The organism is Chryseobacterium subflavum (assembly GCF_055762745.1).
This window is the reverse complement of sequence record NZ_JBVTMR010000002.1, coordinates 839,838-855,216: the sequence shown is the minus strand read 5'-3', so window position 1 is coordinate 855,216 and position 15,379 is coordinate 839,838. Positions and strand designations below refer to the sequence as shown.

General features: G+C 37.2%; 25 protein-coding genes. 3 read left to right on the top strand and 22 right to left on the bottom strand.

The genetic code is table 11. From position 1 onward, the window contains the following. Positions 1-3: 3 nt before the first annotated feature. The 22 genes from secY to AC0INN_RS13110 all read right to left on the bottom strand — a co-directional run bounded on the left by secY (position 4) and on the right by AC0INN_RS13110 (position 11,391). Complete coding sequence (gene secY / locus AC0INN_RS13215) at positions 4-1,383, bottom strand: preprotein translocase subunit SecY (protein ID WP_172284519.1); 1,380 nt, start codon at positions 1,381-1,383, stop codon at positions 4-6. Between the two features lie 9 nt (positions 1,384-1,392). Further along, entirely contained in the window at positions 1,393-1,842 is a 450-nt protein-coding gene (gene rplO, locus AC0INN_RS13210; protein ID WP_172284521.1) for a 50S ribosomal protein L15, read from the bottom strand. Between the two features lie 18 nt (positions 1,843-1,860). Beyond that, positions 1,861-2,037, bottom strand: a complete 177-nt coding sequence (gene rpmD / locus AC0INN_RS13205) for a 50S ribosomal protein L30 (protein ID WP_007839493.1) — start codon at positions 2,035-2,037, stop codon at positions 1,861-1,863. 10 nt (positions 2,038-2,047) lie between these two features. Then, positions 2,048-2,569, bottom strand: a complete 522-nt coding sequence (gene rpsE / locus AC0INN_RS13200) for a 30S ribosomal protein S5 (RefSeq protein ID WP_172284523.1) — start codon at positions 2,567-2,569, stop codon at positions 2,048-2,050. A gap of 19 nt (positions 2,570-2,588) precedes the next feature. Beyond that, positions 2,589-2,942 (bottom strand): 50S ribosomal protein L18, encoded by a 354-nt coding sequence (gene rplR / locus AC0INN_RS13195; RefSeq protein WP_172284525.1) that lies wholly within the window; start codon positions 2,940-2,942, stop codon positions 2,589-2,591. Between the two features lie 14 nt (positions 2,943-2,956). Further along, positions 2,957-3,502 (bottom strand): 50S ribosomal protein L6, encoded by a 546-nt coding sequence (rplF, locus tag AC0INN_RS13190; RefSeq protein WP_172284527.1) that lies wholly within the window; start codon positions 3,500-3,502, stop codon positions 2,957-2,959. A gap of 17 nt (positions 3,503-3,519) precedes the next feature. Further along, positions 3,520-3,918 (bottom strand): 30S ribosomal protein S8, encoded by a 399-nt coding sequence (gene rpsH, locus AC0INN_RS13185; protein WP_172284529.1) that lies wholly within the window; start codon positions 3,916-3,918, stop codon positions 3,520-3,522. Positions 3,919-4,061: 143 nt separating this feature from the next. After that, positions 4,062-4,331 carry a 30S ribosomal protein S14 gene (rpsN, locus tag AC0INN_RS13180; RefSeq protein WP_007839501.1) on the bottom strand — a complete coding sequence of 90 codons (270 nt, stop codon included), beginning with the start codon at positions 4,329-4,331 and terminating at the stop codon, positions 4,062-4,064. A 3-nt stretch (positions 4,332-4,334) separates the two neighbouring features. Continuing rightward, complete coding sequence (gene rplE / locus AC0INN_RS13175) at positions 4,335-4,886, bottom strand: 50S ribosomal protein L5 (RefSeq protein ID WP_039364081.1); 552 nt, start codon at positions 4,884-4,886, stop codon at positions 4,335-4,337. A 13-nt stretch (positions 4,887-4,899) separates the two neighbouring features. After that, a complete protein-coding gene (rplX, locus tag AC0INN_RS13170; RefSeq protein ID WP_172284531.1) occupies positions 4,900-5,226 on the bottom strand; it encodes a 50S ribosomal protein L24 in 327 nt (108 codons plus the stop codon). 22 nt (positions 5,227-5,248) lie between these two features. Next, positions 5,249-5,617, bottom strand: coding sequence for a 50S ribosomal protein L14 (gene rplN / locus AC0INN_RS13165; protein WP_007839504.1), 369 nt, complete (start codon positions 5,615-5,617; stop codon positions 5,249-5,251). Beyond that, positions 5,617-5,874 carry a 30S ribosomal protein S17 gene (gene rpsQ, locus AC0INN_RS13160; protein ID WP_052186088.1) on the bottom strand — a complete coding sequence of 86 codons (258 nt, stop codon included), beginning with the start codon at positions 5,872-5,874 and terminating at the stop codon, positions 5,617-5,619. The genes rplN and rpsQ overlap by 1 nt, the downstream gene beginning before the upstream one ends. An 11-nt stretch (positions 5,875-5,885) precedes the next feature. Further along, on the bottom strand, positions 5,886-6,074 hold the full coding sequence (gene rpmC / locus AC0INN_RS13155; RefSeq protein ID WP_172284533.1) for a 50S ribosomal protein L29: 189 nt from the start codon (positions 6,072-6,074) through the stop codon (positions 5,886-5,888). 12 nt (positions 6,075-6,086) lie between these two features. After that, a complete protein-coding gene (rplP, locus tag AC0INN_RS13150; protein ID WP_172284535.1) occupies positions 6,087-6,512 on the bottom strand; it encodes a 50S ribosomal protein L16 in 426 nt (141 codons plus the stop codon). A gap of 78 nt (positions 6,513-6,590) precedes the next feature. Next, complete coding sequence (rpsC, locus tag AC0INN_RS13145; protein ID WP_172284536.1) at positions 6,591-7,325, bottom strand: 30S ribosomal protein S3; 735 nt, start codon at positions 7,323-7,325, stop codon at positions 6,591-6,593. A gap of 7 nt (positions 7,326-7,332) precedes the next feature. Further along, a complete protein-coding gene (rplV, locus tag AC0INN_RS13140; protein WP_172284538.1) occupies positions 7,333-7,731 on the bottom strand; it encodes a 50S ribosomal protein L22 in 399 nt (132 codons plus the stop codon). A gap of 2 nt (positions 7,732-7,733) precedes the next feature. After that, on the bottom strand, positions 7,734-8,012 hold the full coding sequence (gene rpsS / locus AC0INN_RS13135; RefSeq protein WP_002983209.1) for a 30S ribosomal protein S19: 279 nt from the start codon (positions 8,010-8,012) through the stop codon (positions 7,734-7,736). Between the two features lie 2 nt (positions 8,013-8,014). Beyond that, positions 8,015-8,836 carry a 50S ribosomal protein L2 gene (gene rplB, locus AC0INN_RS13130; protein WP_172284540.1) on the bottom strand — a complete coding sequence of 274 codons (822 nt, stop codon included), beginning with the start codon at positions 8,834-8,836 and terminating at the stop codon, positions 8,015-8,017. Between the two features lie 22 nt (positions 8,837-8,858). Then, on the bottom strand, positions 8,859-9,149 hold the full coding sequence (gene rplW / locus AC0INN_RS13125; protein WP_042720941.1) for a 50S ribosomal protein L23: 291 nt from the start codon (positions 9,147-9,149) through the stop codon (positions 8,859-8,861). Positions 9,150-9,152: 3 nt separating this feature from the next. After that, entirely contained in the window at positions 9,153-9,782 is a 630-nt protein-coding gene (rplD, locus tag AC0INN_RS13120; RefSeq protein ID WP_172284542.1) for a 50S ribosomal protein L4, read from the bottom strand. Beyond that, positions 9,773-10,399, bottom strand: coding sequence for a 50S ribosomal protein L3 (gene rplC / locus AC0INN_RS13115; RefSeq protein ID WP_007839520.1), 627 nt, complete (start codon positions 10,397-10,399; stop codon positions 9,773-9,775). Before rplC ends, rplD begins: the two co-directional genes overlap by 10 nt. Positions 10,400-10,626: 227 nt before the next feature. Further along, positions 10,627-11,391 carry a DeoR/GlpR family DNA-binding transcription regulator gene (locus AC0INN_RS13110; protein WP_172284544.1) on the bottom strand — a complete coding sequence of 255 codons (765 nt, stop codon included), beginning with the start codon at positions 11,389-11,391 and terminating at the stop codon, positions 10,627-10,629. A gap of 114 nt (positions 11,392-11,505) precedes the next feature. On the opposite strand from AC0INN_RS13110, the gene AC0INN_RS13105 reads away from it, so the two are divergent. The 3 genes from AC0INN_RS13105 to AC0INN_RS13095 are packed head-to-tail and all read left to right on the top strand — an operon-like array spanning position 11,506 to position 15,366. Next, the gene (locus tag AC0INN_RS13105) at positions 11,506-13,095 is read left to right on the top strand and encodes a glycerol-3-phosphate dehydrogenase/oxidase (RefSeq protein WP_273650546.1); all 1,590 of its coding nucleotides are present in this window, start codon (positions 11,506-11,508) and stop codon (positions 13,093-13,095) included. 19 nt (positions 13,096-13,114) lie between these two features. After that, entirely contained in the window at positions 13,115-14,611 is a 1,497-nt protein-coding gene (gene glpK, locus AC0INN_RS13100; protein ID WP_172284548.1) for a glycerol kinase GlpK, read from the top strand. A gap of 23 nt (positions 14,612-14,634) precedes the next feature. Next, positions 14,635-15,366 (top strand): MIP/aquaporin family protein, encoded by a 732-nt coding sequence (locus AC0INN_RS13095; RefSeq protein WP_273650545.1) that lies wholly within the window; start codon positions 14,635-14,637, stop codon positions 15,364-15,366. The last annotated feature ends 13 nt before the right edge of the window (positions 15,367-15,379 follow it).

Here is a 15,379-nt window from a genome sequence, read left to right as displayed (position 1 = left end):
AAATTAATATCCAGTCGTTCTTGATAATTTAGACTGCATTAAGCCATCATAATGATGGTTCAGCAGATATGTATTAATCTGTTGAACAGTATCTAAAATAACTCCAACCATAATCAATAGTGACGTTCCCCCGAAAAATAGGGCGAACGCATCTGTCTGAACTAAGCTTCCGTGTACAATTGCCGGAAGGATTGCAAAGATAGATAAAAATATTGCACCTGGCAAGGTAATTTTAGATAAAATATCATCTAAATAATCAGCCGTCTCTTTTCCTGGTCTTACTTTCGGTACCAAACCTCCGTTTCTCTTTAAATCATCGGCCATTTGGTTCACCGGAATTGTAATTGCAGTATAGAAAAATGAAAAGATTATAATCAGTAATGCAAACAATACATTGTACTGCCAGCTAAAAACATTCTTGAAACCTGCAAGAAAAGTATTGGATTCATCAAATTTAGTTAATAAACCTGGAACAAACATCAATGCCTGAGCAAAGATAATTGGCATAACTCCGGCAGCGTTAACTTTCAATGGGATCCACTGTCTTGCTCCCTGCATAAGATTTTTATTTACACCTCCTCTTGCTTGTGCTCTGCTTACATATTGAATTGGAATCTTTCTCACAGCAACAGATAACACTACTGCTAAAAGAACAACCAACATCCAGAATATCACCTCAATAAGGATCATAATAGATCCCATCCCTCCTTTTCCGTTCTGCACGGCCATTTCCTGAACAAATGCTTCTGGAAGTCTAGATAAGATACCTACCATAATAAGTATAGAAATACCATTTCCTATTCCTTTATCGGTAATTTTCTCACCTAGCCACATTGCAAATACTGAACCGGCAACCAAAATAACAATACTTGGTAACCAGAACATGATAGAATTTGGCTCTACATAGTATGCAGACTGGAACTGAGCATATGGTAAAAATAATTGAGTAATAGAAGTTAAATAAGAAGGTGCTTGTACTAAACACACACCGATTGTTAACCATCTTGTAATTTGATTCAATGTATTTCTACCTGACTCTCCATCTTTCTGAAGTTTCTGAAGATAAGGAATAGCCATCCCCATCAACTGAACAATAATAGAAGCTGAAATATAAGGCATTATACCAAGTGCCATAACAGAAGCGTGGCTGAAAGCCCCCCCTGTAAACGACGAAAGCAAGCCAAGGAGACCTGCTCCTTGCTTGTTACCGCCTTGACTTTTATAATGCTCTAAGAGATCTCCTACTTGTGCAAGGTTAATTGCAGGTAGAGAGATATAAGATGCGAATCTATACACAAGGATAATACCTAACGTAAAAAGAATTTTATCTCTTAATTCCTTTAGGCTCCAAATATTTTTGAGGGTTTGTATAAATTCTTTCATTAGTTACTATTATAATGTAATTGCTTTTCCACCTGCCTTAGCAATAAGCTCTTCAGCAGATTTAGTGAATTTGTCAGCAGAGATTGAAACCGCAGATTTCAATTCTCCTCTACCCATAATTTTCACTATTTCGTTTTTAGTAGCTAAACCGTTTGCTACCAAAACTTCTTTAGTAATATCTCCAGTGATAGATTTATTTTCTATTAAAGTTTGGATAGAGTCCAGGTTAATAGCTCTATATTCTTTTCTGTTTACATTTTTGAAACCAAATTTTGGTAATCTTCTCTGTAAAGGCATCTGTCCACCTTCGAAACCGATCTTCTGAGAATAACCAGCTCTAGATTTCTGACCTTTGTGTCCTTTTGTAGAAGTACCTCCTTTTCCACTACCTTGTCCTCTACCAATTCTTTTTGAATTAAAAGTAGAACCTGCAGCAGGTTTTATGTTGTTTAAATTCATTTTAATTTCTTTTTAAAATTATTTTTGAACTTCAAGTAAATGACTAACTGCAGCTATCATTCCTAAAATAGAAGGCGTAGCTTCGTGCTCTACAACTTGGTGAAGTTTCTTAAATCCTAATGCTTCAAGCGTTCTCTTTTGGGTTTTCGTTCTTCCAATAGCGCTTCTTACTTGCTTTACTTTAATTGTTGCCATTGTTTTTATATTAACCGTTAAACACTTTAGTTAAAGAAACTCCTCTCATTCTTGCAATTTCCTCAGGTCTTCTGATGTCTAACAATGCTTTGAAAGTAGCTTTCACCACGTTGTGAGGGTTAGAAGATCCTTTAGATTTTGAAAGGATATCGTGAATACCAGCAGATTCCAATACCGCTCTTACCGCACCACCGGCGATAAGTCCTGTACCGTGAGAAGCAGGTCTTAAGAAGATATCTGCACCACCGTATCTAGCAGTAGTTTGGTGAGGAATAGTGTGGTTCATTACAGGAACTTTCACAAGGTTTTTCTTAGCATCTTCAACTGCTTTAGCAATTGCAGAAGCAACTTCCTTAGATTTTCCTAAACCGTAACCAATAATTCCATCTTCATTTCCAACAACTACAATAGCAGAAAAGCCGAAAGCTCTACCCCCTTTAGTTACTTTTGTTACTCTGTTTACAGCTACGAGACGATCTTTTAATTCTAATCCTCCCGGTTTTACTCTTTCTATATTATCTAGTCCTAACATATTTTCCGAAATTTAATGATTAGAATTTAAGTCCACCTTCTCTCGCACCATCAGCTAGAGCTTTCACTCTTCCATGGTATACGAAACCGTTTCTATCAAACACAATATTTTCAATTCCTGCAGCGATAGCTTTAGCAGCGATAGCTTTACCAACAGCAGCAGAAACTTCAATTTTAGTTCCATTAGCGTCTACTCCTTTCTCTCTTGAAGAAGCAGCTACTAAAGTTTTACCATCTTTATCGTCGATTAACTGAGCGTAAATTTCCTTATTACTCTTATATACCGATAATCTTGGCAATTCAGAAGATCCAGAGATTTTTCCTCTTACTCTTCTTTTGATTCTTATTCTTTTTTCTAATTTACTTAATGCCATTTTCTTATAATTTATTAAGCAGATTTACCAGCTTTACGTCTAACATTTTCACCTACGAATCTTACACCTTTTCCTTTGTATGGTTCAGGTTTTCTGAATGAACGGATCTTCGCAGCCACCATTCCAAGAAGTTGCTTGTCGAAAGACGTTAAAGTAATAATTGGGTTTTTACCTTTTTCAGTCAATGTATCAATTTTAACTTCGCTAGGAAGCTCTAATGTAATACCGTGAGAGAATCCTAAAGCCAACTCAAGTTTTTGACCTGAGTGAGATGCTCTATATCCTACCCCTACAAGTTCTAGTTTCTTTTCGAAACCTGCAGATACACCAACAATCATGTTGTTGATTAACGCTCTGTATAAACCGTGAAGCGCTCTGTGTTGTTTAGAATCAGATGGTCTGTTTACATTCAGTTCTCCATCTTTTTGTTCTAAAGTAATTCCTTCTGTAAGTTCCTGAGTAAGTTCTCCTTTAGGACCTTTTACAGTTACTACACTGTTATTTTCAGTGATGGTAACTCCAGCAGGAATTGTTATAATTGCTTTACCAATTCTTGACATTTTCCTTTGATTAAAAATTAATAAACATAGCAGATTACTTCACCGCCTACTTTCTCTTCTCTAGCTTTCTTATCTGTCATTACTCCTCTTGAAGTAGAGATAATAGCTACACCCAAACCGTTCAATACTCTTGGAAGTTCAGCAGAACCTTTGTACTGTCTCAAACCTGGTCTTGAAGCTCTCTGGATAGATTTAATAGCTGGTTTGTTAGTTTGCTTGTCATACTTTAAAGCGATTTTGATAGTCCCTTGAACAGCGTTATCTTCAAACTTGAAGTTTAAGATATACCCTTGATCAAATAAGATTTTCGTAATCTCCTTTTTGATTTTCGATGCAGGAATTTCCACCACTTTGTGGCCTGCGCTTTGTGCGTTCCTTACTCTGGTTAGGAAATCTGAAATTGGATCTGTTACCATTTTTCTATTTTAAATTATTGGTTGAAGAACAATCAGTATTGAAAGGACTTGAAGAGTAAAATATCAGACTTCAGAAATCTTAGGTCTGATATTTTTTTCTTTAGTATCCAGACAACTTAATTGTCCCGATTATTGATTAATGATTACCAACTAGCCTTTTTAACTCCTGGGATAAGACCGTTGTTTGCCATTTCTCTGAAAGTTACTCTGGAAATTCCGAACGTTCTCATGTATCCTCTTGGTCTACCTGTTAGTTTACATCTGTTGTGTAATCTTACAGGAGAAGCATTTTTAGGTAATTTCTGAAGTGCTTCATAATCACCAGCTTCTTTTAAAGCTTTTCTTTTGTCAGCGTATTTAGCAACTAGTGCTTCTCTTTTGCGCTCACGCGCTTTCATTGATTCTTTAGCCATTTCTTAGTTCTTTTTAAATGGTAAACCGAAGTGAGTTAATAATGCTTTCGCTTCTTTATCTGTTTTCGCAGTTGTAACGAAAGTGATGTCCATCCCTTGGATTTTTTTCACTTTGTCGATTACGATCTCAGGGAAGATAATTTGCTCAGTAATACCTAAGTTATAATTACCTCTACCATCGAAACCATCAGCTTTGATACCAGAAAAATCTCTAATACGTGGTAAAGCAGAAGAAGTAAGTCTGTCTAAGAACTCATACATTTTATTCGCTCTTAAAGTAACTTTAGCTCCTACAGGCATTCCTTTTCTCAATTTGAAAGCAGCTTCGTCTTTCTTAGAGATAGTACCTACGGCCTTTTGACCAGTAATGTTTGTAAGTTCTTCTACAGCATAATCAATGATCTTTTTGTCTGCAGTAGCATCACCTAATCCTTGAGATAAGATGATTTTTTCCAATTTAGGCACCTGCATTACAGATTTGTACCCAAATTCTTCCATCATTGCAGGAACAATTGTTTCTTTATATGCTTTCTTGGGTCTTGCTATATATTCCATGTGTTATTTAAAATTATAAAGTTTCACCCGTTTTTTTGTTGATTCTTACCTTCTTATCTCCTTCAGTTTTGTAACCTACTTTTACAGCTTTACCGTCTTTACCAACTAAAGCTACATTTGAGATATGAATAGAAGCTTCTCTTTCAACGATTCCTCCTTGAGGATTTGAAGCTGAAGGCTTAACGTGTTTCTTAATGATGTTAAGTCCTGCAACAATTACTCTAGGGTCTCTACCTTCTTTTTTGATCACTTCAATAACTTCACCAGTCTTACCTTTGATATCTTTCTTACCAGTAGTAATGATTACGTTATCTCCTCTTTTTATTTTTAACTTTGACATTTTCTTTTAAAAATTTTAAAAATTAAAGTACTTCAGGAGCTAATGAAATGATTTTCATATATTCTTTGTCTCTCAACTCACGAGCCACAGGTCCGAAAACACGTGTTCCTCTCATTTCTCCTGCTGCGTTTAGTAATACACAAGCGTTATCTTCGAATTTGATGTATGATCCATCTTTTCTTCTAACTGCTTTTTTAGTTCTTACTACTACAGCTTTAGATACCTGACCTTTTTTAGCATTTCCTGATGGTGTAGAATCTTTGATCGTAACTACGATTTTATCACCAACTGAAGCATATCTTCTTCTGGTTCCTCCCAGAACTCTGATAACCAATACTTCTTTAGCACCTGTGTTATCAGCAACTTTTAATCTTGATTCTGTTTGTAACATTACTTAGCTTTTTCAATGATTCTTACTAATCTCCATCTTTTACTCTTGCTCATTGGTCTAGTTTCTTGGATAAGAACTGTATCTCCTTCTGTGCATTCGTTGTTTTCGTCGTGTGCAGTATATTTTTTCGTTTTTAATACGAATTTACCGTACATCGGGTGTTTCACTCTAGTAGTCTCACTTACAACAATGGTCTTTTCCATTTTATTGCTGGAAACTATTCCGATTCTTTCTTTTCTTAAGTTTCTTTCCATAATGTATGAAAATCTTATTGTTGTTTAGTGGTTAACTCTGTATTTAGTCTTGCGATTGTCTTTCTCAAATCTCTGATTTGAATTGGATTTTCAAGAGGACTGATTTTGTGAGCTAATTTCATTTTAGAGAACTCAGCTTTAGCTTCAGTCAATTTAGCTTGAATATCTTCTGCGCTTAGATTTTTAATTTCAGCTTTTTTCATTGTATTCAAAGATTATAGAGGTTTAACAAAATCGTTCGCAACTACAAATTTGGTCACTACCGGTAATTTCTGAGCAGCAAGTCTTAAAGCTTCCTTAGCGATTTCGTAAGGTACACCACCAACTTCAAACATAATTTTACCTGGTTTTACTACAGCTACCCAATATTCCACAGCACCTTTACCTTTACCCATCCTTACTTCAGCTGGTTTTTTAGTAATTGGCTTATCCGGGAAAATTTTGATCCATAGTTGACCTTCTCTCTTCATATATCTTGTCGCAGCGATACGCGCAGCTTCAATCTGTCTTGCAGTGATCCAAGCTCCTTCTGTAGCTTTGATTCCGAAAGTTCCGTAAGCAAGTTGATTACCTCTCTGAGCAATCCCCTTCATCTTCATCTTATGAACTCTACGGAATTTGGTTCTTTTTGGTTGTAACATAATTTCTTAAATTTTAGATTTTAGAATTTAGATTTTAAAAAAGTAACGGTCATTTAAAAACTATCCTCTAAAATTTTATTAATTATTTTTTTTATCTCTTGAAGGTCTTCTGTTATCTCTGTCTCCTCTGTTTCCTCCTCCTGAAGGTCCTTTTTTCTGTTGTCCTACTAAAGGAGAAAGTTCTCTTTTACCATAAACTTCACCTTTCATAATCCAAACTTTAACCCCAAGTCTACCATAAGTAGTATGAGCCTCTGCAATGTGGTAATCGATATCAGCTCTGAAAGTAGATAAAGGAATTCTTCCGTCTTTGAAAGATTCGCTTCTTGCCATTTCAGCTCCGTTCAATCTACCAGAGATCTGAACTTTGATACCTTCTGCACCCATTCTCATTGTGCTTGCAATAGCCATTTTAACAGCTCTTCTGTAAGAAATTCTGTTTTCAATTTGCTTAGCAATGCTATCAGCAACTAATACTGCATCAAGCTCAGGTCTTTTGATTTCGAAAATGTTGATCTGAATATCCTTACCAGTCAATTTCTTCAACTCTTCTTTCAATTTATCAACTTCCTGACCTCCTTTCCCGATGATAAGTCCCGGTCTAGCAGTAGTAATAGTAACTGTAACTAATTTTAATGTTCTTTCAATAAAGATTTTTGAAATTCCACCTTTAGATAATCTAGCTTCAAGGTATCTTCTGATTTTGTAGTCTTCAGCGATTCTGTCTCCATAATCGTTTCCACCAAACCAGTTAGAATCCCATCCTCTGATGATACCTAATCTGTTACCAATTGGATTTGTCTTCTGTCCCATACCTTGATTAATTTTCTTTATTACCTAAGATTAGTGTAACGTGGTTAGATCTTTTTCTGATTCTATGACCTCTACCTTGTGGAGCTGGTCTTAGTCTCTTCAATTGTCTTGCACTATCCACGAATATTTCTTTAATGATAAGGTTAGCTTCTTCTATATCCGAACCTTCGTTTTTCGTCTGCCAGTTTGCCATAGCAGAAAGAAGTAATTTCTCTAACTTGTTAGATGCTTCTTTTTTAGAATATTTAAGGATATAAAGAGCTTTATCTACCTGCTCTCCTCTGATGATATCAGCAACTAATCTCATTTTTCTTGGAGAAGACGGGCAATTGTTTAATGAAGCCTTTACAACGTCTTTGTTAGCTTCTTTTCTTGCGATTGAACTATCTTGTTTTCTTGATCCCATGATTATCTGCTTCCTTTGTTTTTGTTACCACCATGACCTCTGAAAGATCTTGTTGGAGAAAATTCGCCTAACTTGTGACCAACCATGTTTTCTGTAACATATACAGGGATAAAAGATTTCCCGTTATGTACAGCAATAGTTTGTCCTACGAAGTCCGGAGAGATCATCGATGCTCTAGACCAAGTTTTGATAACTGTCTTCTTACCAGACTCTATATTTGCCTGAACCTTCTTATCTAAAGTATGATGAATGAACGGTCCTTTTTTAAGTGATCTTGCCATAATTATTTTCTTTTAGATACGATGTAACGGTTAGACACTTTGTTTTTCTTTCTAGTTTTGTAACCTTTAGCCGGTTTACCGTTTCTAGATCTTGGGTGACCTCCTGAAGAACGTCCTTCACCACCACCCATTGGGTGATCTACCGGGTTCATTACAACCGCTCTTGTTCTTGGTCTTCTACCTAACCATCTGCTTCTACCAGCTTTTCCTGATACTGTTAATTGGTGATCAGAGTTAGAAACAGATCCAATCATTGCATAACATTCAGTAAGGATCATTCTAGATTCTCCTGAAGGCAATTTGATGATTGCATATTTTCCGTCTCTTGAAGTTAATTGAGCTGAAGAACCAGCACTTCTTGCTAAAATAGCACCTTGTCCAGGCTTCATTTCAACACAAGAAATAACAGTACCTAATGGAATATTTTTCAATTTCATTGCGTTACCGATATTTGGCTCTACGCTTTCTCCTGCAATCACCTTTTGATCAACTTTAATACCGTTTGGAGCGATGATATATCTCTTCTCTCCATCTGCGTACTCTAATAAAGCGATAAATGCAGTTCTGTTTGGATCGTATTCTACAGATTTTACCGTTGCTTCAACATCATGTTTGTTTCTTTTGAAGTCGATAATTCTGTATTTCTTTTTGTGTCCACCTCCGGTGTAACGCATGGTCATTTTACCTGTTTGGTTACGTCCACCTGACTTTTTAATACCAACTGTTAGAGATTTCTCTGGTTTGTTGGTAGTAATTTCCTCAAAATTATTTACAATTCTGAATCTCTGTCCCGGGGTGATAGGTTTTAATTTTCTAACAGACATTACTATTATTTATAATTAATAATTAATTTACAGCAAAAATATCGATAACCTCACCTTCAGCAAGTTTGATTACCGCTTTTTTCAATTTGTTTGTCTTTCCTACTTGAAGACCTTTTTTAGTGTATTTCGAAGAAACCTTCGGAGCATAAATCATTGTGTTAACGTCTGCTACTTTTACACCGTAAGCTGCTTCAACAGCTTTTTTGATCTGGATTTTATTCGCCTTAGTATCCACTAAGAAAGAATAAGAACCTCTTAAATCTGTAAGGTAATTAGCCTTTTCTGAAATAACTGGTTTAATAATAATAGACATGACTTATTTCTTTAAATTTTCTTGGAATTTCTCGATAGCACCTTCTAAGAATACGATCTCACCTGCATTGATTAGGTCATAAGAACTAATTTCGTTATAAGCAAGAACTTTAGTCTTAGGTAGGTTTCTTGAAGATAAATAAACATTTTTGTTTGCTTCATCTAAGATGTAAAGAGATTTTTTACCTTCGAATCCTAAAGCGTTATTGATGTTGATAAACTCTTTAGTTTTAGGAGTTTCGAAATTGAAAGCCTCTAATACTTTAATACTGTTATCTCTCAATTTCTGAGATAAAACAGATTTTTTTGCTAATCTCTTAAGAGCTTTGTTCAATTTGAATCTGTAGTCTCTCGGTTTTGGTCCGAATACTCTACCTCCACCTCTGAATGTTGGAGATTTAATATCACCATATCTAGCAGATCCAGATCCTTTTTGCTTCTTAAGCTTTTTAGTAGAAGCCGTAATTTCGCTTCTTTCTTTTGATTTATGAGTACCTTGTCTCTGAGCGGCAAGATATTGCTTAACTTCTAAGTAAACCGCGTGCTGATTTGGCTCAATTCCGAATACTGTTTCGTCTAGAGTTACTTTTCTTCCGGTCTCTTTTCCTGATGTATTTAATACTACTAGTTCCATTTTCTGATAATTACATAAGAATTTTTAGCTCCCGGAACAGCACCTTTTACTACTAAAAGATTTTGTTCTTGATCCACTTTTAATACTTGAAGGTTTTGAACAGTTACCTGCTTACCTCCCATTCTACCCGCCATTCTCATTCCTTTGAATACTCTCGAAGGATCCGATCCAGCACCGATAGAACCTGGAGCTCTAAGTCTGTTGTGCTGACCATGAGTAGCTTGCATTACACCTCCAAATCCGTGTCTTTTAACAACACCTTGGAAACCTTTACCTTTAGAAGTACCTGTTACGTCAACATATTCACCTTCAGCGAATAAATCAACTTTTACTTCTTCTCCTACTTTTACTTCATCAACGAATTCTCTGTAGAATTCTACCAATTTAGCTTTAGGAGCAGAACCAGCCTTTTTAAAATGGCCAGCTAACGCTTTACCAACGTTCTTTTCACTCTTGTCATCGAAACCTAATTGAACTGACTTGTATCCGTCCTTTTCAATGGTTCTGACCTGTAAAACCGAGCACGGACCAGCTTGAATAACTGTACAAGGAATGTTTTTTCCTTCTTCGTTAAACAAAGACGTCATACCGATTTTTTTACCAATAATACCTGACATTGTTTATGTTATAATAAAATTTATCCTTTATTTATCCTCATTTTCAGCAAGCTAAAGTAATTTCCACGTTTGAGATGGGCATACTTTTCCCCTAAAATGAGTGTGCAAATTTATGGATAATTTTTAGATTGACAAATTTTTACAGCAAAATATTTTGATTTTTAGTCGTTTACAAAATAAATTACTTTTCAAGCCCGAATCTAACCAGAGCATAGAACATAGCATGACTACTTCGTGATAACACTCAGACCTATTTCTTCGAGCCTCTTTTTATCCTCTTCCAGTATGCCATCATCGGTAATCAGATAATCTATTTTATCTAAAGAAGAAATCTTACCGAAGCCTTTTTTGTTTAGTTTGGATGAGTCCGCCAATATCATCACTTTATCGGAACATTCTATCATTAATTGATTGAGGTGTGCTTCAGCTGCATTGGAAGTACTGATTCCAAAATCCATATCAATGCCGTCTACCCCCAGGAATAATTTATTGCATGAAAACTGAGCAAGAATTGTTTCGGATATAGAACCCACGATCGATGTAGAACTTTTACGAACCTCACCCCCCAATTGTATAATATTTATATTAGGATTATTACATAACTCCAGTGCCACTCTCAGCGATGACGTAAGCACAGTAAGACGACCGAAATTCACCAGCATCCTTGCCAGATAATGCATTGTAGTTCCTGAAGCCAGAATAATACAATCGTTTTCTTCTATAAGTTTCACTGCCGCCTTGGCAATATTCTGCTTAGCCTCTACATTAATATTCTCCTTTTCATCTACGTTCTTTTCGTACGCATACCTCACATGCTTGCTTGCACCTCCATGATTTCGAAAAAGAAGACCCAAGCTTTCTAAATAGTTCAGATCCTTTCGAATGGTAACGGAAGAAACATTATACTTTTCGCATAATTCCTGCACGAGAACATAATCTTTCTTTTCCAGCTCCTGCAGTATCTCAGTATGCCTTGGTATTAATTTTTCCATTCTTTTTCTTTCCCCAAAGTTATTGTTTTTTTCCAAGAACATAAAATTTCATTTATTTTCTTTTTACTTTCATTTTTAATTACTAGCTTTGAATTCGAAACTTAACGAAACATTATGAAACGAAATGAAGAACTCAGCAAATTAACCACCGTAAAAGAATGGGACTTTTTAGTCATTGGTGGAGGAGCAAGCGGTTTAGGTTCGGCATTGGACGCAGTAAGCAGAGGGTTTAAAACATTACTGCTGGAATCTCACGATTTCGCGAAAGCTACTTCCAGCAGAAGTACAAAGCTGGTACACGGCGGCGTAAGATATTTGGCACAGGGAGATATCGGTTTGGTAAAAGAGGCATTGAAGGAAAGGGGATTATTGGCAAAAAATGCAGCCCATGTGGTAAAAAATCAATCATTTATTATTCCTAATTATACATGGTGGGGAGGAATTTATTACAAAATAGGACTTTCGATTTACGATTTTCTGGCAGGGAAATTAAGCTTAGGTAAAACAAAATATATCAGCAAATCAAAAACAGTTGAAAAACTTCCGACGATTGAACAGAAAAATCTGGCAAGCGGGGTTGTATATCAGGACGGGCAGTTTGATGACGCGAGATTGGCGGTTAATTTAACCCAGACCATTATTGAAAAAGGAGGCACAGCAGTTAATTATGTTAAAGTAATTAACCTGATAAAAAACAGTTCCAATAAAGTAATCGGTGTAATCGCTGAAGATCAGTTTACCAAGCAGCAATTTGAAATCCACGCAAAAGTAGTCATCAATGCGACAGGAGTTTTCACGAATGATATTCTGAATATGAACAACCCGAAACATGGAAAATTCGTTGTTCCAAGCCAGGGTATTCATTTGGTACTGGATAAATCCTTCTTGAAAAGTGACGACGCCATTATGATTCCGAAAACTTCTGACGGAAGAGTCTTGTTTGTCGTTCCATGGCACGACAGAGCGCTTGTAGGAACAACCGATACATTGTTGGAAAGTGAAAGTTTTGAGCCACGAGCATTGGAAGAAGAAATTAAGTTTGTTTTAAACACAGCAAGACAATATTTAGCAAAAAAACCTACTCGGGAAGATGTAAAATCTGTTTTTGCAGGACTTCGGCCGCTTGCCGCACCAAAGGATGGAAGCAAAAGCACAAAAGAAGTTTCGAGAAGCCATAAAGTAGTAACATCCGATACAGGATTGGTTTCCATCATCGGAGGAAAATGGACCACCTATCGAAAAATGGCAGAAGATACTATCGATGAAGCGATGAAAGTTCACCATCTGGGAACAACTACATCCAAAACAGAACATCTTTCGATTCATGGAAATGTAAAACCTGAAACGGTAGACAGAAGCAATCATTTGTATGTTTACGGATCAGACATTCCGGAAATCAAAAAACTACAGCAGAGCAATCCTGAATTTTCAGAAAAAATACATCCTGATCATCCATTCACAGTTGCTGAAGCAATTTGGGCAATCCGTCAGGAAATGGCAGAAACCATTGAGGACATCCTGGCCCGAAGAGTCCGTCTTTTATTTTTAGATGCAAGAGCAGCAATCGACAGTGCACATAAGATTGCTTCTATTATCGCAAAAGAAAACGGACATTCAGAGGAATGGGCTAATGAGCAGGAAAGAGAATTTATCGAATTGGCAAAGGGATACCTGTTAACTCCTTATTCGCCAAGATCCATTTAACCTAAATCAACGTCACAACATGAGTGAAAAGTTAATTCTCGCTCTGGACCAAGGCACAACTTCGTCAAGAGCCATTTTATTCAATCACAGCGGAGAAATAGAATTTGTTTCTCAGAAAAGTTTTGAACAGATATTTCCTACCCCGGGTTGGGTAGAGCATGACCCTAATGAAATCTGGTCTTCCCAGGTATCGGTAGCAGCAGAAGTTATCGCTAAAGCAGGTATCTCAGGGCTTGAGGTTGCAGCGATAGGGATTACAAACCAGCGCGAAACAACGATCGTTTGGGACAGAGAAACAGGTGAACCCGTTTATAATGCTATCGTATGGCAGGACAGGAGAACATCAAAATACTGTGACTCGCTAAAAGAACAAGGGTATACAGACATGATCAAAGAAAAAACAGGTTTGGTTCTTGATGCTTATTTTTCAGCAACCAAAGTAAAGTGGATCCTTGATAATGTAGATGGAGCAAGAGAGCAGGCAGAAGCAGGAAAATTGTGTTTTGGAACTGTTGATACATGGCTGGTATGGAAGCTAACTCGTGGAAAAATGTTTATCACAGATGTTTCGAACGCAAGCAGAACAATGCTCCTAAACATCCAATCTTTGGAATGGGATGAAGATCTTTTAAAGTTATTTAATATTCCAAAAGCGATCCTTCCTGAAGTGAAACAAAGCAGTGAAGTTTATGGAGAAACCGCTACCACTTTATTCTCAACAAAAATCCCAATTGCAGGTATTGCCGGAGACCAGCAGGCAGCTTTGTTCGGACAAATGTGTACAACACCGGGAATGGTAAAAAATACATACGGTACAGGATGCTTTCTTTTGATGAACACAGGGAAAGAGGCCGTTCACTCTAAGAACAACTTGCTGACAACCGTTGCATGGAAGATAAACGGAGAAGTTAATTATGCACTGGAAGGCAGTGTTTTTGTGGGAGGGGCTGCAATTCAATGGGTAAGAGACGGGCTCAAATTAATTAACTCAGCTGACGAAATTAACAGTCTGGCCAAAACCGTCGAAGATAATGGAGGGGTTTATTTTGTACCGGCACTTACAGGTCTGGGAGCTCCATATTGGGATCAGTATGCAAGGGGAACTATTGTTGGAGTGACAAGAGGAACCACTAACGGACATATTGCCAGAGCTACTCTAGAAGGTATAGCATTCCAGGTATATGATATTGTAAAAGCGATGGAGGCAGATTCCGGAACTGGTAGTTTAGAGCTAAGAGTTGATGGTGGTGCTTCCAATAGTGACTTATTAATGCAAATCCAGTCTGATCTATTCGGTTTCAAGATTACACGCCCAAGAACTTTAGAAACAACAGCCCTGGGTGCTGCCTATCTTGCCGGACTTGCTGTAGGTTATTGGAAAAATATTGACGAAATTCAATCTCAATGGATCGTGGATAAAGATTTCCACCCTCAGCTTGAGAAAGAAAAAGCCGACAAGATGATCCACTTCTGGCACAAAGCAGTAAAGCGTTCCCAAGATTGGATTGAAGATTAATTTCCACTAAATAAAAATAAACTATGACTCCATTTATAGCAGAAATTATCGGAACAATGCTTATGATCCTACTCGGAAACGGTGTAGTGGCCAACGTTGTTTTAAAGGATACAAAAGGAAACAATTCCGGTTGGATTGTAATTACCACAGCCTGGGCACTTGCAGTTTTCGTTGGGGTAACGGTTGCAGGGCCAGTGAGTGGCGCTCATCTGAACCCTGCCGTAACGTTAGGCCTGGCTATCGCGGGAAAATTTTCATGGGATCTGGTTCCCACATATATCGCCGGAGAAATGATTGGCGCCATGTTAGGTGCTTTTCTTGTCTGGTTATTTAATAAGGATCACTTTGCAATTACCGAAGATGAAGGGGCAAAATTAGCATGTTTCAGCACAGGTCCGGCAATAAGAAAGCCGGTTTCGAATCTTATCAGTGAAATTATAGGAACGTTTGTGCTTGTTTTTGTGATCTTCCATTTTGCCGATCCAAGCCTCACTTTGGGTAATGATCCGACCGCTAAGATCGGACTGGGGACTGTTGGTGCTCTACCTGTTACCTTACTTGTTTGGGCTATTGGCTTATCATTAGGAGGAACTACAGGTTATGCCATTAATCCTGCCCGTGACCTTGGACCAAGGATCATGCACGCTATTCTTCCGGTAAAAGGAAGCAGTGATTGGGGATATGCATGGATTCCTATTGCAGGACCAGTGCTAGGAGCAACCCTTGCGGCTTTATTGCATCTCGCTTTAAGTTAATCAAAGAAAGTTT

Excerpts from the sequence above, each read along its gene's own strand:
- rplP (WP_172284535.1), bottom strand. The coding sequence starts at position 6,512 with ATGTTACAACCAAAAAGAACCAAATTCCGTAGAGTTCATAAGATGAAG.
- rpsC (WP_172284536.1), bottom strand. The coding sequence starts at position 7,325 with ATGGGACAGAAGACAAATCCAATTGGTAACAGATTAGGTATCATCAGA.
- rplB (WP_172284540.1), bottom strand. The coding sequence starts at position 8,836 with ATGTCTGTTAGAAAATTAAAACCTATCACCCCGGGACAGAGATTCAGA.
- rpmD (WP_007839493.1), bottom strand. The coding sequence starts at position 2,037 with ATGGCAACAATTAAAGTAAAGCAAGTAAGAAGCGCTATTGGAAGAACG.
- secY (WP_172284519.1), bottom strand. The coding sequence starts at position 1,383 with ATGAAAGAATTTATACAAACCCTCAAAAATATTTGGAGCCTAAAGGAA.
- rpsH (WP_172284529.1), bottom strand. The coding sequence starts at position 3,918 with ATGGTAACAGATCCAATTTCAGATTTCCTAACCAGAGTAAGGAACGCA.
- rplO (WP_172284521.1), bottom strand. The coding sequence starts at position 1,842 with ATGAATTTAAACAACATAAAACCTGCTGCAGGTTCTACTTTTAATTCA.
- rplX (WP_172284531.1), bottom strand. The coding sequence starts at position 5,226 with ATGTCAAAGTTAAAAATAAAAAGAGGAGATAACGTAATCATTACTACT.
- AC0INN_RS13110 (WP_172284544.1), bottom strand. The coding sequence starts at position 11,391 with ATGGAAAAATTAATACCAAGGCATACTGAGATACTGCAGGAGCTGGAA.
- rpsE (WP_172284523.1), bottom strand. The coding sequence starts at position 2,569 with ATGTTAGGACTAGATAATATAGAAAGAGTAAAACCGGGAGGATTAGAA.
- glpK (WP_172284548.1), top strand. The coding sequence starts at position 13,115 with ATGAGTGAAAAGTTAATTCTCGCTCTGGACCAAGGCACAACTTCGTCA.
- rplD (WP_172284542.1), bottom strand. The coding sequence starts at position 9,782 with ATGGAACTAGTAGTATTAAATACATCAGGAAAAGAGACCGGAAGAAAA.
- rplN (WP_007839504.1), bottom strand. The coding sequence starts at position 5,617 with ATGTTACAAACAGAATCAAGATTAAAAGTTGCTGATAACACAGGTGCT.
- rplV (WP_172284538.1), bottom strand. The coding sequence starts at position 7,731 with ATGGGATCAAGAAAACAAGATAGTTCAATCGCAAGAAAAGAAGCTAAC.
- AC0INN_RS13095 (WP_273650545.1), top strand. The coding sequence starts at position 14,635 with ATGACTCCATTTATAGCAGAAATTATCGGAACAATGCTTATGATCCTA.
- rplR (WP_172284525.1), bottom strand. The coding sequence starts at position 2,942 with ATGGCATTAAGTAAATTAGAAAAAAGAATAAGAATCAAAAGAAGAGTA.
- rpsN (WP_007839501.1), bottom strand. The coding sequence starts at position 4,331 with ATGGCTAAAGAATCAATGAAAGCGCGTGAGCGCAAAAGAGAAGCACTA.
- rplE (WP_039364081.1), bottom strand. The coding sequence starts at position 4,886 with ATGGAATATATAGCAAGACCCAAGAAAGCATATAAAGAAACAATTGTT.
- rplW (WP_042720941.1), bottom strand. The coding sequence starts at position 9,149 with ATGTCTATTATTATTAAACCAGTTATTTCAGAAAAGGCTAATTACCTT.
- rplC (WP_007839520.1), bottom strand. The coding sequence starts at position 10,399 with ATGTCAGGTATTATTGGTAAAAAAATCGGTATGACGTCTTTGTTTAAC.
- rpmC (WP_172284533.1), bottom strand. The coding sequence starts at position 6,074 with ATGAAAAAAGCTGAAATTAAAAATCTAAGCGCAGAAGATATTCAAGCT.
- AC0INN_RS13105 (WP_273650546.1), top strand. The coding sequence starts at position 11,506 with ATGAAACGAAATGAAGAACTCAGCAAATTAACCACCGTAAAAGAATGG.
- rplF (WP_172284527.1), bottom strand. The coding sequence starts at position 3,502 with ATGTCAAGAATTGGTAAAGCAATTATAACAATTCCTGCTGGAGTTACC.
- rpsS (WP_002983209.1), bottom strand. The coding sequence starts at position 8,012 with ATGGCAAGATCACTTAAAAAAGGACCGTTCATTCATCATACTTTAGAT.